At 36.6% G+C, this 15,589-nt stretch carries 15 protein-coding genes; 9 read left to right on the top strand and 6 right to left on the bottom strand.

The genetic code is table 11. The features are described 5' to 3' along the window. Positions 1 to 2 precede the first annotated feature (2 nt). The 5 genes from argB to argF are packed head-to-tail and all read left to right on the top strand — an operon-like array spanning position 3 to position 7,293. On the top strand, positions 3 to 812 hold the full coding sequence (gene argB / locus H514_RS0103670) for an acetylglutamate kinase (RefSeq protein ID WP_027445728.1): 810 nt from the start codon (positions 3 to 5) through the stop codon (positions 810 to 812). Further along, a complete protein-coding gene (locus tag H514_RS0103665; RefSeq protein ID WP_027445727.1) occupies positions 802 to 1,992 on the top strand; it encodes an aspartate aminotransferase family protein in 1,191 nt (396 codons plus the stop codon). Before argB ends, H514_RS0103665 begins: the two co-directional genes overlap by 11 nt. 11 nt (positions 1,993 to 2,003) lie before the next feature. Next, positions 2,004 to 3,101, top strand: coding sequence for a carbamoyl phosphate synthase small subunit (locus tag H514_RS0103660; protein ID WP_027445726.1), 1,098 nt, complete (start codon positions 2,004 to 2,006; stop codon positions 3,099 to 3,101). Next, positions 3,076 to 6,324: a carbamoyl-phosphate synthase (glutamine-hydrolyzing) large subunit gene (gene carB / locus H514_RS0103655; protein ID WP_027445725.1), complete on the top strand. Its 3,249-nt coding sequence runs from the start codon at positions 3,076 to 3,078 to the stop codon at positions 6,322 to 6,324. Before H514_RS0103660 ends, carB begins: the two co-directional genes overlap by 26 nt. Next, positions 6,325 to 7,293: an ornithine carbamoyltransferase gene (gene argF / locus H514_RS0103650; protein WP_027445724.1), complete on the top strand. Its 969-nt coding sequence runs from the start codon at positions 6,325 to 6,327 to the stop codon at positions 7,291 to 7,293. It begins immediately after the preceding gene. Positions 7,294 to 7,394: 101 nt separating this feature from the next. On the opposite strand, the gene H514_RS0103645 is transcribed toward argF, so the two are convergent. From H514_RS0103645 to H514_RS25345, 6 genes are all read right to left on the bottom strand, one after another. Continuing rightward, positions 7,395 to 7,895 carry a PCYCGC motif-containing (lipo)protein gene (locus H514_RS0103645; protein ID WP_027445723.1) on the bottom strand — a complete coding sequence of 167 codons (501 nt, stop codon included), beginning with the start codon at positions 7,893 to 7,895 and terminating at the stop codon, positions 7,395 to 7,397. Between the two features lie 126 nt (positions 7,896 to 8,021). Beyond that, positions 8,022 to 8,354, bottom strand: a complete 333-nt coding sequence (locus H514_RS0103640) for an EamA family transporter (protein WP_027445722.1) — start codon at positions 8,352 to 8,354, stop codon at positions 8,022 to 8,024. After that, positions 8,341 to 8,688, bottom strand: coding sequence for an EamA family transporter (locus tag H514_RS0103635; RefSeq protein WP_027445721.1), 348 nt, complete (start codon positions 8,686 to 8,688; stop codon positions 8,341 to 8,343). The genes H514_RS0103640 and H514_RS0103635 overlap by 14 nt, the downstream gene beginning before the upstream one ends. After that, positions 8,681 to 10,414: a DUF6020 family protein gene (locus tag H514_RS22450; RefSeq protein ID WP_051255019.1), complete on the bottom strand. Its 1,734-nt coding sequence runs from the start codon at positions 10,412 to 10,414 to the stop codon at positions 8,681 to 8,683. Before H514_RS22450 ends, H514_RS0103635 begins: the two co-directional genes overlap by 8 nt. Next, the gene (locus tag H514_RS0103625) at positions 10,407 to 11,351 is read right to left on the bottom strand and encodes a DPM/DPG synthase family glycosyltransferase (protein ID WP_027445720.1); all 945 of its coding nucleotides are present in this window, start codon (positions 11,349 to 11,351) and stop codon (positions 10,407 to 10,409) included. Before H514_RS0103625 ends, H514_RS22450 begins: the two co-directional genes overlap by 8 nt. A gap of 209 nt (positions 11,352 to 11,560) precedes the next feature. Then, positions 11,561 to 11,722 carry a four-helix bundle copper-binding protein gene (locus H514_RS25345; protein WP_324604028.1) on the bottom strand — a complete coding sequence of 54 codons (162 nt, stop codon included), beginning with the start codon at positions 11,720 to 11,722 and terminating at the stop codon, positions 11,561 to 11,563. Between the two features lie 425 nt (positions 11,723 to 12,147). On the opposite strand from H514_RS25345, the gene H514_RS0103615 reads away from it, so the two are divergent. From H514_RS0103615 to H514_RS0103600, 4 genes are all read left to right on the top strand, one after another. Then, a complete protein-coding gene (locus H514_RS0103615) occupies positions 12,148 to 13,053 on the top strand; it encodes a F510_1955 family glycosylhydrolase (protein ID WP_027445718.1) in 906 nt (301 codons plus the stop codon). Between the two features lie 171 nt (positions 13,054 to 13,224). Next, positions 13,225 to 14,601 carry a sensor histidine kinase gene (locus H514_RS0103610; RefSeq protein ID WP_027445717.1) on the top strand — a complete coding sequence of 459 codons (1,377 nt, stop codon included), beginning with the start codon at positions 13,225 to 13,227 and terminating at the stop codon, positions 14,599 to 14,601. Positions 14,602 to 14,603: 2 nt separating this feature from the next. Beyond that, positions 14,604 to 15,284, top strand: coding sequence for a response regulator transcription factor (locus H514_RS0103605; RefSeq protein ID WP_036841622.1), 681 nt, complete (start codon positions 14,604 to 14,606; stop codon positions 15,282 to 15,284). Between the two features lie 71 nt (positions 15,285 to 15,355). Beyond that, entirely contained in the window at positions 15,356 to 15,586 is a 231-nt protein-coding gene (locus H514_RS0103600) for an SHOCT domain-containing protein (RefSeq protein ID WP_027445715.1), read from the top strand. Positions 15,587 to 15,589 lie beyond the last annotated feature (3 nt).

Raw genomic sequence — 15,589 nt, 5'->3', positions numbered from 1 at the left:
ATATGAAAAAGCTCATTATTAAATGTGGTGGTAGCATCTATGAAAAATTACCTGCTTCTTTTTACGAAGATATTGTGACATTACAAAGAAGCGGTCAATGCCAACCGATAATTGTTCACGGCGGAGGTCCTTACATCACAACAGCTCTTAATAAATACGGTGTTAAAACAACCTTTCATGAAGGGCTGCGGGTAACAAGCTCTGAAGTACTAGATATTGTTGAAATGGTATTAAGTGGCACCATTAATAAACAGATTGTCGCCAATTTAAAAAAAGTAAAGGGAGATTCATTTGGCTTAAGTGGTGTTGATGGTCAGCTCATTCAAGCTGCCCCCATTTCAGAGAATCATCCACTTGGGTTTGTAGGTGAAGTACAACGTGTCCAAACAGATATTGTGGAACACCTTACTGAACAAGGATACATTCCCGTCATTTCACCTCTTGGCATTGATGATAATGGACAAAAGTATAATATCAATGGTGACGTTGCAGCTGCTGCAATTGCTCAGGAACTCCATGCAAACATCTGCTTTATAAGTGATGTTCCAGGTATCCAATTGGAGGAAGAAGGACTAACTACTGTACTAAAAACAGCATCTCACCACCAAATTGAAAGCATGATTACTGAGAATAAGATCAGTGGGGGAATGCTACCAAAAGTTAATGCCGCTTTAGAAAGTCTTAAATTTGGGGTATCAGAAGCCATCATACTGAATGGTTTAGATCCAAATAGTTTACTAGATTACCTTAATGGAAAAGAGGTTGGAACAAAAATCACTCTTGATAAGGAGGAAACTTTTTATGCCACTTAACCAAGAAATAGCTGATCATTCAGTAATGTCAACATACAATCGCCTTCCTATAACACTTCTTTCTGGTAAAGGCAGTTATGTCTGGGATGAACATACTCATTATTTTCTAGATTATACCTCAGGCATTGCCACATGTAACCTTGGTCATGTTCCAGAACGTGTAAAAGAAAAGGTTGAAGAACAGGTTAATAAGTTATGGCATTGCTCCAATTTATATCATATCCCTACTCAGGAAAAGCTCGCATCTAAATTGACTGAATTAAGTTGTACAGATCAAGCCTTTTTTTGTAATAGTGGGGCTGAAGCGAATGAATCAGCTATTAAACTTGCAAGAAGATATTCACAAAAATGTAAAGAGCAGAACCCTGGTGAAATCGTAACATTTTCTCAGTCATTTCATGGTCGGACATTAGCAACGTTAACAGCAACAGGTCAGGAAAAAATCCAAGATGGTTTTGCTCCGTTACCTGGAGGCTTCCGTTATCTTCCTTACAATGATTTCGAGGCATTAAACGAAATTCACCAAGAACATACCAGTGCTGTTATGCTCGAACTCATTCAAGGCGAAGGTGGAATCATTCCGGCCAACCCGGAGTGGATTCAACAATTAGCTAACATCTGTCATGACAAAGGCATATTACTTATGGTTGATGAAGTTCAAACAGGGATCGGTCGAACAGGGACTTTATTTGCTTATGAGCAATTTGGAATTGAACCTGACGTGATCACATTGGCAAAAGGGCTTGGTTCAGGATTTCCGATTGGTGCTGTTCTAGCAAAAGAATACGTTGCTAACGCTTTTGTTCCAGGTAGCCATGCCAGTACATTTGGCGGAAACCCTCTTGCTACTACAGCGGCTTTAGCTACGATCGAAACCATACAAGAACAAGAAGTACTAAAGCAGTGTAATGAAAACAGTACCTATTTAAAACAACAACTCGAAGATTTAAAAGCTCAATTTCCAGAGGTCATCTATGACATTCGAGGGGAAGGCTTCCTTTTAGGGATCGAAACAAGCCAACAGGCAATCGATATCGTGCATAAAGCACGTGAACATAATGTCTTGATTCTAACAGCTGGTCAGCATGTAGTTAGAATTTTGCCTCCACTTACAACAGATAAAAGTGAAATAGATGTATTTATTAATGTAATGAGAACTATTTTTAAAACCTTAGATTAGGAGGGTCGTATATGGATAAGGGATATTTACTATTAGAAGATGGAGAACGATTTGAAGGTATCTTGATTGGGGATGATGATCTCTCTACAGGGGAAGTAGTCTTTAATACTAGCATGACAGGGTATCAGGAAATTCTAACAGACCCTTCTTATGCAGGCCAAATTATGACCTTTTGCTACCCTTTAATCGGTAATTATGGTGTAAATCATTTAGATGACGAAAGTCAAAATGTGCATGTATCCGGGGTTATAATAAGCGATTTATGCAGTAAGCCGAATCACTATGCATCATTTCAAACCTTTGCAGATTACCTCAAAAATGAAGGCGTTCCGTGCTTAGCTGGGGTAGATACACGAGAGCTTGTGAAAAAAATCCGTAATAACGGAACGATGAAGGGGGTCATAACAAAAAATCCTGCCTCCTTTTCATCATTTAATGATCTCTCTCTATTCGACACTTCATTAGTACCTCAAGTATCTACAAACGTGGTCAAAACCTATGAGGGAAACGGTCCTCATGTTGCACTGATTGATTATGGATATAAGAAATCAATATTAAACGCGCTACTGGAAGAAGGATGTAAAGTAACCGTAATGCCGTATTGTACAACCTATTTACAAATATGCCAGTACAATCCTGATGGAGTCTTGCTTAGTAATGGCCCTGGAGATCCAACAGCTTTATCAAAATGGCTTCCGGAAATTAAAAGCATAACAAAAAAGTATCCAACACTGGGGATTTGCCTTGGTCACCAGCTCATTGCATTGGCTTACGGTGCGAACACAGACCAATTGCCTTTTGGTCATAGAGGAGGTAACCACCCTATTAAGGAAATTGAAACAGGAAAGGTGTGGATTACTTCACAAAACCACGGCTATGTGGTGACCGAACAAAGTATTAACGATGATGAGTTTATGATCACTTATAAAAATGTAAATGATCAGTCTATTGAAGGGTTAAAGCATCGTAAGTACCCAATTGAAAGCGTGCAGTTTCACCCTGAAGCACACCCAGGGCCGATCGATACCTATCCCATATTTAAGCAATTTTTACAAAATATCAATCAAACAGGTGAGATGACATATGCCTATGCAAAAGAATATTCATAAAGTTTTAGTGATTGGCTCAGGTCCTATCATCATAGGTCAGGCAGCTGAATTTGACTATGCAGGAACACAGGCCTGTCTAGCACTAAAAGAAGAAAATATAGAAGTAGTCCTTATTAATAATAATCCGGCAACCATCATGACCGATGAATCAATGGCAGATAAGGTATATATGGAACCATTAACCGTATCTACCATTGAACAAGTAATCAAAAAAGAAAAGCCTGATGGAATTATTGGAACACTCGGCGGCCAAACAGGCTTAAATCTAACCGTACAATTATATGAAAATGGAATTCTAGATCAGTATGACGTTGATGTTCTAGGAACTCCAATTCAATCCATACAGAAGGGAGAAGACAGAGAAAAGTTTAGAAAGCTAATGCTGGATATTGAGGAACCGATCGCTGAATCGAAAATCATTCATACGTATGAAGAAGGATATGAGTTTGTTCAAAACATTGGCTTTCCAATCATCATTCGTCCTGCCTATACGTTAGGTGGCTCAGGCGGAGGAGTAGCTTCAAATGAAGAAGAGTTAGACTCCATTTTAAAAAATGGATTGCATTTAAGTCCGATCAATCAAGTATTAATAGAAAAAAGTATTAAAGGTTGGAAGGAAATCGAATATGAAGTTATGCGAGACTCCAATGATACTTGCTTGACGGTTTGTAATATGGAAAATATAGATCCAGTTGGCGTGCATACAGGAGATTCCATAGTAGTTGCACCATCACAGACCCTTACAGATATTCAATATCAAAAACTTAGAACGGCTTCGGTTAAAATTATTCGGGCATTAGGAATTATCGGAGGGTGTAATATTCAATTTGCGATTGACCCTGATTCTGATCAATATTGCATTATTGAAGTGAATCCAAGGGTCAGCCGATCATCAGCACTTGCCTCAAAAGCAACGGGCTATCCAATTGCCAGTATGGCAGCAAAATGCTCTATAGGATTCCATTTAGATGAAATTCCAAATCCGATTACAGGAACAACATTCGCAGCATTCGAACCGGCACTTGACTACGTCATTGTCAAATTACCTCGTTTTCCTTTTGATAAGTTCACGGAAGCAGACCGTGAATTAGGAACGCAGATGAAAGCTACAGGTGAGGTAATGGCCATTGATAGAACTTTTGAGGGAGCCCTGTATAAAGGTATACGTTCATTAGAACTAAAAGGAATCTCAGGATTATACGATCCATCATTTAAAGATGTTGAAGAAAGTACACTCTATTATCATTTAAAAAAGGCAACAGACATACGTTTATTTGCTATTGCTGAACTATTCAGACGTGGTACAGAAACCGTACAGGTTCAAAAGGTCACAAAAATGGATTTATGGTTCTTAGAAAAAATAAGAGACCTTGTAGAATTGGAAATCCAGTTATCTTATTATACTTGGGATCAAGTGCCTGATTCCTTGATTAAGCAAGTAAAACTCCTAAATATGAGTGATCATCGGATTGCTCAAATCTATGAAGTTGAAGAAGAAAAGGTCAGGGAAAAAATTAGATTACTAGGTTTGCACCATCGTTACAAGCTTGTCGATACTTGTTCAGCTGAATTCATAGCTCAAACCCCATATTACTACTCAACTAAGCATGGTGAAGATGAAGTAGAAATCAATCAGAAACCGAAAATCCTCATCGTTGGGTCTGGGCCAATACGAATTGGTCAGGGAGTAGAGTTTGATTATTGTTCTGTACAGGCGACTTTCGCAGTGAAAGAGAAAGGATATGAAGCTATTGTTATCAATAATAATCCGGAAACCGTTAGCACAGATTATTCCACCGCAGATCGACTCTATTTTGAACCCTTGGCTTTAGAAGACGTTTTAAATGTTGTTGAGAAAGAAAAAGTTGATGGGATTCTTTTACAATTTGGAGGACAAACTGCTATTAATCTTGCCAACGGATTAAAGGATGAAGGGGTACCGGTTTTAGGTACTACTACTGATGCAATTGATCAGTTGGAAGATCGCAATCATTTCTATCAACTATTACAACAAATAAACATACCCCATATACAAGGAGAGACTGTATATAACAGACATGAATTACGTGAAGCTGCTAAGAAATTAGGTTTTCCGATACTCGTGAGACCGTCCTATGTGATCGGTGGGCAATCGATGTATACATTCTATTATGCTCATGATTTGGAGAATTACATGAAACGTCAAATCGAACATTCTACAGAATCTTGGCCACTATTAGTTGATCGGTATCTACCAGGAGATGAATGTGAAATTGATGCTGTCTGTGACGGGGAGAATGTCTATATACCAGGAGTTTTTGAGCACATCGAGAAAGCGGGTGTACATTCCGGAGATAGTGTAACTATTTTTCCTTCCGTTTCTTATTCAGATTATATAAAAGATACGATCGCTGATTATACCAAGCGTATTTGCAGATCATTAAACATTCGAGGGCTATTGAACATACAATTTGTTATTCACGAAGACATTGTATATATCCTTGAAGTGAATCCACGTTCATCCCGTACAGTTCCGATTGTAAATAAAGTAACAGGCCACTCGTTGATAGAGGCAGCGGTAAGGGTTCAACTAGGAGATGATTTACAATCTCAAGGATTGAAAGATGGACTAAATGACAATACCTCTTACTACGCTGTTAAATCCCCTGTTTTCTCAACGAGCAAATTACGACATGTTGACCAGGTATTAGGACCAGAAATGAAATCGACAGGCGAACGTTTAGGCCTTGGAGAAGTTGTAGAAGATGCACTAGATAAAGCTTTATTTATGGGAGAAAAAAATCCATTACACTTTTCTGAACAAAAGAATGTTATATTTGTTACCATCTCGGAACGAGAAAAAATAAAAAGTATAGAGGTATTAAAAAGAATTAAAGAAAAAGGGTTTCAGATCATTTCTACTCCTGGTACAGCCAAATTCCTTAACGACCATGGGATAACTGTATCAGAATCAGTAAAAAATATAGATTCTATTAAACATTGGATGTCAAATGGCCAAGTGGCTGGCGTGTTAAATATACCTAAGCAGGGACGAAACAATGAAACATTAGGTTCTAACATAAGAGAACTTGCCATTCGCTATCAAGTCCCATTATTCACAGCGATCGACACGTTTGAAGCGGCTATGAAACTTTCAGAGCGTAAGTGTGTACTGTCCGTAGCAACTCTTACAGAATATCGAAATTTGGCTGCAAATTCATCTATCCAAGAAGGAGTGAAGTAAATGAGTATCAATATTGTACAAGAGAAGAGTTCATCTCAAATGACGAAAAAATATAAAGACTTTTTAACTCTTGATGATTTTAATAGCAAAGACATTTATGAACTATTAGATCAAGCCATGGAAATGAAAAGACAGCTAAAGAATGGAATACCACATCCTTATTTAAAGGGTAAGGTATTAGGAATGATTTTCGAGAAATCATCTACACGAACACGCGTATCTTTTGAAGTTGGTATGAAACAGTTAGGTGGTGATGGAATATTCTTAAATGCGAACGACCTTCAATTAGGAAGAGGCGAATCGATTGAGGATACAGCGAAAGTTCTATCCCGCTATGTAGATGGCATCATGATTCGGACGTTTGATCATTCAACCATTGAACAACTTGCTCATCATGCGGATGTACCGATTATTAATGGGCTAACGGATATGCATCATCCAACACAAGTACTCGCTGATCTATTAACGATTTATGAGTATAAAGGAACGTTATCTAACCTTAAATTATGTTATGTTGGTGATGGTCATAATAACATGTGCCATTCATTGCTTGAAGGCGCGGCATGTGTAGGTATGGATCTATCTATTGCAACCCCAGAAGGTTATCAACCTGCAGAAGAAATCTTTGAAAAAGCAAAGCAGAAAGCTCTAGGTAAGGGGAGCCAAATAACCTATACAACTTCACCTAAGGAAGCCGCTGAACAGGCTGATATAATTGTAACGGACGTGTGGGCAAGCATGGGGCAAGAGGAGGAAGAGAAACAACGCCTTGAAGCATTCCATTCTTACCAAGTTAACGCCTCTATATGTGAAGCTGCCAAAGAAGACTTCATCTTTCTTCATTGTTTACCAGCACATAGAGAAGAGGAAGTCACTTCTGAAATTATAGACGGACCAAACTCAGTCGTATATGACGAAGCCGAAAACCGTTTGCATGCTCAAAAGGCAATATTAAAAAACTTATTATAAGTATATTAGTCTAACTCATCTTCTAACAGTAGTTCAGTTTTGGATGCAAAGTGTATTTGCATCCTTAATTGAACTACTATCTTTGCAAGTCAGTAAAATGGTTACGATTTAACAGGTGGAGTAGGTGTTGGTTTTGCATAGTCTCCATTATTATACGTTTCATCTATCATGTTTCTTATTTCTTTTATTGATTTTCCTTCATTATACTGGTTGATAGACTCAACAGCTGTCTCTAGGCAAACTCCACATTTTGTTGCATGATCGTCCCAAACGACAGAATCTTTTTCGGTATCATCATATACAAAACAGTCATAATTACTCTTATGATCAACAGATTCACCACAACCACAATAACATGGCATTTGTTCAACAACTTCTTTGTGGTTTACAACCGCTTCGTAAATCACACTCATTTGTTCTGGCTTTTCTTCTAAGAAAGAGGGAAGTACACTGTGAGATTTTGTTTCTTCACGTATATCTCCAATAGCTGAATCACTAAAGCCCTGATCTGCATTTTCTTCATGTTTACCACAACCAGAAGCGGCTATAGTCATAACAAGTAGACCAGCTAGCAGAGTAGATACCTTAAGTTTTTGTAACATCTTTCATCAACCCTTATCCATTATATTTACCACTAGCATTATATCATGAAGTATAAGAGATTGTTTGTTTTCGTTTTTTACAAAGCTATGACAATACAAAAGCACTCTCCAATAGGAGAATGCTTTTTATAATACTAACAATACTGAACCTAATGATATTAGAAGAACTCCAATCATTTTCTTAATCGTAATTTTCTCATGTAAGAAATAAGCTGATAAAATCATGGTCCATATATAGGTGACTGATGTAATAGGGTAGACAACAGTATAGGGGAGTAACGTTAATAAATAGATATTAAGTAGTGCACCTGTCATATAAAACGTTCCTCCGATGCCCAGCTTTGTAATAAACGGAACATTGAATCCCAGTGGGTGATCACTAGCTTTTTTAAAGAAAAAGCCGCCAAGAGAACCGAACAATGTCATAAAAATGATGAGTAATAGCTTAATGATCTCCACCCCCTATGAGAATAACTCCTATAATAATGAGTAACATCCCAAGTAAGTGTAATAGACCGATGCTTTCGCCGATAAAAAACACCCCAAGGAAAAGAGCGAATACATACCCTAAACTAAGCAAAGGGTGGAGGACCGACAAGCTTCCGAACCGGAAAGATACAATCATTAGTACAGCACCAAGGAAGTAAAAGATAAAGCCTCCTATTAACTCCAAGTTAATACCAGCGCCTGAAAGCTTCCAATACATTTGACCAAGAGATATTAGAAAGGCTGCTAGTGTCATGAGAATAATACCTGTTCGATTTTCTTTAATGGATTTTGTAAATCTACTCATATAAAACCCTCTTGTCATCTCGTCCAATCCACATCACTGCAATTAAGAATAGGGCTAGTGGTACATTGGAGAATAAATATCTAAATTCTTGCGCAGGGAGGCTAGCTGCAACAGAACCTACATTTAACAGAACAGGTAAGGCAATCAACCAGATGCTACCACTTTTACCGTGTTTCATAACGGCAGCAAACGTTAGAAATAGGATCGTTAATAAATAACTAGCTGGTCGCCATATCGTTGTTAGAAAGTTCTCTTGGCTATCCTCTAAATACTCCCGCATATCTTTCGTGAGTTTTTCGTCAATCACTTTATTTTCTAAACCAAATTCATTGTTTAAATAAATGTTTGTTACGTATTTCGATGTGTAACCAGGTTCTTCGGGTTCATGCATTTGCCATACAACAGATGTTTCTCTTAAAAACGCCTCTATAGCCAGGCCAGGATTTTGAATAACCATTCCAGACCAGACCTTCAGAAATTGACCAAAAGTCTCTGAAATGTAGACATCATCATATTCACCTGAAAACTTAAGTGGATCAACTTTGTAAGGGTGATAATATTTTTTCCATATCTCAAGTGGCATAACTTCATTTATATATTCTTTTTGTTCTTGCGTCATTTCTCCATTTTCCACAATATTAGCTATTTGTTGTGTTGGGATACCCAGTGCTTCTTTAAGTTCAGTAGGTTCCACATTGAACGCTGAAAAGACTGGACCTGTTACGATTAAATAGATCCCAATAATTGCTACGAAATTCAATAACAAAGGCTTCCAATGTTTCCTGAACACAATAAAGAGAAACACACCTGTTACAAGAAAAACAGGGAATCCATTATGACGAAAGAAGACCACAGCTAATGAAGTGATCAATAGAAGGATTAAGTTTCGCTTTTTGTCTAACCAAAGTCCTCTTGTGAAAACCATGTTAAATATGAGTACACAAAAAAGGAATAGGACAAAGCTATATAAAATATCTTTCCAAAGTGTGATAGAGAAGATGCCAAGTACAGGCCAGGCTGCAGCTACAATACTAAATAGAGCTAAGGCCAGAAAAGAAACACCTTTTTTCTCTATTGATTTCATACTGTATGCCCAAATTAAAGCCATAATCAAGATTTGAAAGGATGAAATAATCGCTGGTGAATCCCAAAGTTGCAGCAAAGCAGTTAGTAACCAGGTATGAACAATAGGATGCCAATTATTCCATTCGTAGGAGTGAGCTTGCCCCCATTGGGCTAAGGAATCCGGAGTCATTGTACCTGGATAAAAAGCGATCAAGTAAAGAGCCCACCCAATAACAGGGATCATAAAATAAATCAAAAAACTGAACTTTAGAGAACTTCCCTTAACATTAAGTCTAAATATAATTTCTATTAAACCAAGTAATAACCCTACATAGACAACATATGTAATCAAATAGGTCACAATCTGCATGATTGTGGTCTCAATATGAGATTGATCAGGGGCTGTACTAATCATAATAAGTATTGGGAAAAGGAGAATAAATAGAAGACTCCATAGGTTATGCGACTCTTTTAAGATTTCAAATCGGTCATATTTATTCGAGACAAAATAGATTGTCACTGCAAATAGACAAAACATAATGAATCCGATAATCATAGTGAATTTATAAAAAGGCTCATAGAAAGAAATGATACCTGCTGTAGCTATGAAACTTGCTACAACAGATACCATTCCACGTATGAGAACATTTGAGTTACTCATCGCCCTTCCTCCTGATTCGATCATAAAGTTGATTTAGTTCTAGTTCATATTGTTTTCGGTTCGTAGCTGACATAACGTCTAAAATTAAGCCGCAAGCAAATGATAGAACACCAAGAATCATAAATCCTGTTGCAAGTATTGCGGAAGGGACCTTCGAAACAAAACCTGTATAAATAAACTCTGATATTACGGGTATTCCTACTAATAGTCCAAATAAGATAAATATCATTGTCCATAAGGAGAAAAACACAAAAGGCTTATACTCTTTGAATAAAGTAAAAATCATTTTCAGTACTTTAAATCCGTCTGAAAACGTATTTAGCTTAGATTCACTACCTTCAGGACGATCACGATAATCGATTGGAACCTCTTGAATGAGGAATTTTTTATCTAAAGAATGAATGCTCATTTCTGTTTCAATAGCAAAACCAGAGCTCATAACTGGCATAGACTTTACAAAAAGCTGATCAAAGGCGCGATATCCCGTCATAATATCTGTAATATTGCTTTTATATAAACGATTAATAAGACCTTTAACTAAGTTATTGCCAAAACTATGAAAGCTCCGCTGATTCTCATCATAATACGTCCCATTACTAAGACGGTCACCAATTGTCATATTCGCTTTCTTTTCCCGAATAGGTTGAATAAGATCATGAACAAACTTAGGTGGATACGTATCATCCCCATCAGCCATGACATAGATATCTGCCTCAACCTCACGAAACATAGAACGGACTACATTTCCTTTTCCTTGTCGCCACTCTTTCCTTACAATAGCACCATGCTCTTCAGCGACTTCAGAAGTACGGTCAGAAGAATTATTGTCATAAACATAAATATCGGCATTAGGAAGTTCTGAACGGAAGTCCTCAATCACTTTCCCAATGGTTTGTTCCTCGTTATAACAAGGAAGAAGTATTGCTATTCTTTCCATAAAGCACCTCTTATTCTGCAATTTCACGCACAAACTCTAGAATATCAGATACAGGGATAGCTTTCTATAATGAATGTATCGTACATCTATACTCCTTATTAGTAAGTTATACCCATTTATAAGATGTGCATGCGTTAAATTATATCAGACACAAAAATCCGTCTCCCAAAAAGGACACGGATTTTTAGCGATATTTTTATGTGTTTAATTTAGGCAGACATCTTTCTGCATTCATCAGCACAAGTACGGCAAATCTGAGCACATTCCTGACAGTGTTTGTCCTCGAACTTTTCACATTCCGTTGCACATTGCTCACAAATAGTCGCACATAGCGTACACAGTTGCTTCGCGAACTGGCTGTTACGTGACATATATTGTGTAGCTTGAGCACAAATTTCAGCGCAATCATTGAGTGTGCTTATGCAATGTAGGCGGTTTTGCACATCCGACTCATTCATACAAGCGTAGTAACATTCCTCACATGCTCGAACACATTTAAGACATTCTTCAATACAAGCATCCATATTCGATGGTGATGTAGATAATACTCCCATAAATGAACCCTCCATAATTTTTTTAACAAAACTTATATTGTCTAGAATTGTTGTTCTTTATTCAATAACAAAAAACTAACGTGACTCCTATACAACCAATCACTTTTTTGGAGGGTTTACAGGTTTCTAATGTTGTGAATCATGAAAATGTACACAATTTAGACATGTTTCTTGCACAGTTTTTTGATAATTGATTTGTATAATGCAGATACCATTTAAGAAAAAGAAGGGAAGTATAAAAATTGCGACAAAAAATAACTTTACTTAGTGTTCTACTAAGCATCTTACTATTAGGAGCATGTGGTCAATCTAATCAAAGTGATGAAGAGTTCTTGACAGAGTTTGATGGAAAATTAGAACACGTTCATGGAATAGGGTATATGGGTGAGAAAGGCATCGCTTTCGCTTCCCACGATGGCTTAAAGTTTTATAAAGATAAGAAATGGAATGCGACAACTAAGCAAAACAATGATTATATGGGTTTTAATGTAGTGGATAAGGGTTTTTATACAAGTGGACACCCCGGTAAAGGATCCAAACTACCTAACCCTCTAGGAATCCAAAAAAGTACTGATGGTGGAAAGACCTTATCTGATGTCGCCTTCGAAGGAGACTTTGACTTTCATTCGATGGGCGTGGGTGATATAAATCACGCCATATACGTCTTTAACGGACATGGCAATTCCCAATTAAGTTCTGGATTACATAAGACATTAGATGAAGGAAGCTCTTGGGAACGTGTTAAAGGAGAAGGGATTAAAGGAGAAATTGTAGGCTTAGCCGTGCACCCCACTAATGAGAAAATGGTTGCTGTATCCACAAAGAATGGCGTTTACTTATCCAAAGATGGAGGGGAGATATTTTCACCTCTTGAGGAAAACCTAAATGGAACAGCTGTTTATTTTAGTGAGAATAAACTTTGGTATGGAACTTTCCATTCAAAACCTAAACTTACGTCATATGATTTAGAAGAAGAAACGAAAGAAAGTATTACACTTCCTAAATTAGAACAAGATGCTGTTGCTTTCTTTGATAAAAAACAAAATACTGATGAAATGGTGATTTACACTTATCAAAATCATGCTTTCATAACGAAGAATAAAGGTGAAAAATGGAGTCAAATTGTAACATCAGGAAGTATCGATTAAGAAGAAAATAAAAATCTGCTTATCACTAAGCAGATTTTTATTTTTTCTCAATCTGCATAGAATCTGCAAAATAGATGGGTAGAACTAAAATATAAGCAAAGTCTTTGTTCATTTAATAGAGTGGGAATAGACTTAAAAATATAAAAAATTATCACAATGAGGGAAATGTAAATGAACAAACTTTCATTTAAATTAGGAATGTTTATTTTTATATTTATGATTATCGTAGAAGCTATTCTCTTTTTCTTCTTATATAAAAGTTTAGCTGACAATCGAATAGAAGAAGTGATGGATAACCTCTTATCACGTGGCAATAGCCACAGAGATGTGCTAGAAAAACGGTTTGATGAAAGTACTTTAAATCATGTAGCTTTAATGGAATCGGAAGCTAAGACGATTGTGGTCATCACGGATTACGAAAAAAGTGTGTTAGCAAAATCAGAACCTGTAAATGAGTCACTTGATTCCATGATTCATAGTAATATTTCCGAGATCACGCATAAAGGCTTAATCCTTCATGATGAATGGAAAGAAAATAAGTATGTAGCAACTGTAAGCCCAATTCGCATTGATGGAAACGTTGAAGGCTTTGTGTATATGTTCGCAAATACAGCTATTATTAAAGGAGTCATTAAAGAACTTTCTAACCAATTTATGTTAGCTGGGATCATTACACTATTTCTTACGGTATTCGCTATTTTCATATTAAGTCATTTTATTACAAGGCCACTAGTTCGTATGAAATTAGCTACAGAAGAGTTGATGAAAGGTAACATGAAGGTTTCATTAGGATATAAAAGAAGTGATGAACTAGGTCAGCTGTCTAATTCAATAGTTATTCTAGCTGGTGATTTAGAACGACTTAAAGAGGAAAGAAAAGAGTTTTTAGCTAGTATTTCACATGAATTACGAACACCAATAACTTATATTAAAGGTTATGCGAATATCGCCAGTAGAGAGAAGATATCAGATCAAGAACGAGAGAAGTATTTGCGTATATTGAAAGAAGAATCAGAGCACTTAACACTTCTTATAAAAAACCTTTTTGAATTAGCTAAAATGGACCAAAACCAATTTGTTATTTACAAAGAAAACGTTTATATATGTGAAATTATACAAAAAGTTAAAGAAAAGATGACCCCAATATTTAAAGATAAACAGATTTCCTTCGAATTAAAATGCGAGCCTGACCTACAAGTTGCTGTCGATTCAGAAAGGTTTCATCAAGTTCTCATTAATTTAATAGATAATGCAATTAACCATTCTGGAGAGTTATCAAAAGTTCGTTTACATGTTGAGCAATCAAAACCAGGACTCATTACGATTTCAATATCTGATGATGGGAATGGTATACCGAAAGAAGAGCTCCCATTTATTTTTGAACGACTATACCGAGTAGATAAATCACGTTCTAGAAGCCTAGGGGGATCAGGGTTAGGACTATCTATTGTTAAAGAAATCATTGAAAAACATGGTGGCCAAGTACACGCAGAAAGCAACTTAGAAAAAGGGACTACCATATCGATAGAATTACAAGAGGATGGATAAATATGACCAATACCATTTTATTAGTAGATGATGAACAACGTATGCTTGACTTACTCGATCTTTACCTTTCACCACAAGGCTATCATTGCAAAAAAGCAATCTCAGGCCCAGAAGCAATAAAACAAGTCGAGGAAGAACACTTTGACCTTATTTTACTCGATATTATGATGCCTCAATTTGATGGTTGGAAAACTTGTAAAGAGATAAGAGAAATTTCTGAAGTGCCTATAATCATGGTGACCGCACGGGACCAAAAGACAGATATTGTGAAAGGATTGAAAATAGGAGCAGACGATTATATAACGAAACCATTTGATGAGGATGAACTGTTAGCAAGAGTTCAAGCCTTGCTAAGGAGAACCACGAATCAAAATATAATTGAAATTAACGACCTAGTGTGGGATGGAGAGAAATATAAACTCCATTATAGAAATCAAAATATTACACTTACACCAAAAGAGTTTACAATGCTTGGTCACCTTATGAAAAATACAGAACGAGTGTTTAGCCGGGAACAACTTATCGACCTTGTGTGGGGATTTAATTCTGAAATTGATGGAAGAACAGTAGATTCTCATGTAAGAAACATAAGAGAAAAAGTTCGCCAAAGTGGTTTTCCTATCGATCATTACTTTAAGACTGTATGGGGAGTGGGATATAAGTGGATAAATGAGAATAATTAAAGTAAACTGGAATCTTTTAAGTTTATATAATACCAATACTGGTAAGGGATTTTTAGGAGGTGATATGATTGATGAATGGGAATGGAATGGGTGGTTTCTTCGGTGGCATGGGAATCACATGGATCTTAATCATAGGCATTTTGATTATTATTGCAGCAATATTTTTTAATAAACAATCCAATAATAGTGGAGAGAAAAATAATCAAAACCGTTCTCTTGAAACCCTAAAAGAACGGTTAGCTAAAGGTGAAATTACAGAAGAAGAATACGACCGATTAAAACAAAAATTAGATGAAAAATAACAG

The sequence above is a fragment of the Pontibacillus marinus BH030004 = DSM 16465 genome, from assembly GCF_000425225.1.
Lineage (GTDB): Bacteria > Bacillota > Bacilli > Bacillales > BH030062 > Pontibacillus > Pontibacillus marinus.
This window is presented reverse-complemented; position numbering and strand designations above follow the sequence as displayed.

Bases quoted from the DNA above. Each gene is read 5' to 3' on its own strand.
- argB (WP_027445728.1), top strand. From the start codon at position 3: ATGAAAAAGCTCATTATTAAATGTGGTGGTAGCATCTATGAAAAATTA.
- H514_RS0103665 (WP_027445727.1), top strand. From the start codon at position 802: ATGCCACTTAACCAAGAAATAGCTGATCATTCAGTAATGTCAACATAC.
- H514_RS0103660 (WP_027445726.1), top strand. From the start codon at position 2,004: ATGGATAAGGGATATTTACTATTAGAAGATGGAGAACGATTTGAAGGT.
- carB (WP_027445725.1), top strand. From the start codon at position 3,076: ATGCCTATGCAAAAGAATATTCATAAAGTTTTAGTGATTGGCTCAGGT.
- argF (WP_027445724.1), top strand. From the start codon at position 6,325: ATGAGTATCAATATTGTACAAGAGAAGAGTTCATCTCAAATGACGAAA.
- H514_RS0103645 (WP_027445723.1), bottom strand. From the start codon at position 7,895: ATGTTACAAAAACTTAAGGTATCTACTCTGCTAGCTGGTCTACTTGTT.
- H514_RS0103635 (WP_027445721.1), bottom strand. From the start codon at position 8,688: ATGAGTAGATTTACAAAATCCATTAAAGAAAATCGAACAGGTATTATT.
- H514_RS22450 (WP_051255019.1), bottom strand. From the start codon at position 10,414: ATGAGTAACTCAAATGTTCTCATACGTGGAATGGTATCTGTTGTAGCA.
- H514_RS0103625 (WP_027445720.1), bottom strand. From the start codon at position 11,351: ATGGAAAGAATAGCAATACTTCTTCCTTGTTATAACGAGGAACAAACC.
- H514_RS25345 (WP_324604028.1), bottom strand. From the start codon at position 11,722: ATGTCACGTAACAGCCAGTTCGCGAAGCAACTGTGTACGCTATGTGCG.
- H514_RS0103610 (WP_027445717.1), top strand. From the start codon at position 13,225: ATGAACAAACTTTCATTTAAATTAGGAATGTTTATTTTTATATTTATG.
- H514_RS0103605 (WP_036841622.1), top strand. From the start codon at position 14,604: ATGACCAATACCATTTTATTAGTAGATGATGAACAACGTATGCTTGAC.
- H514_RS0103600 (WP_027445715.1), top strand. From the start codon at position 15,356: ATGAATGGGAATGGAATGGGTGGTTTCTTCGGTGGCATGGGAATCACA.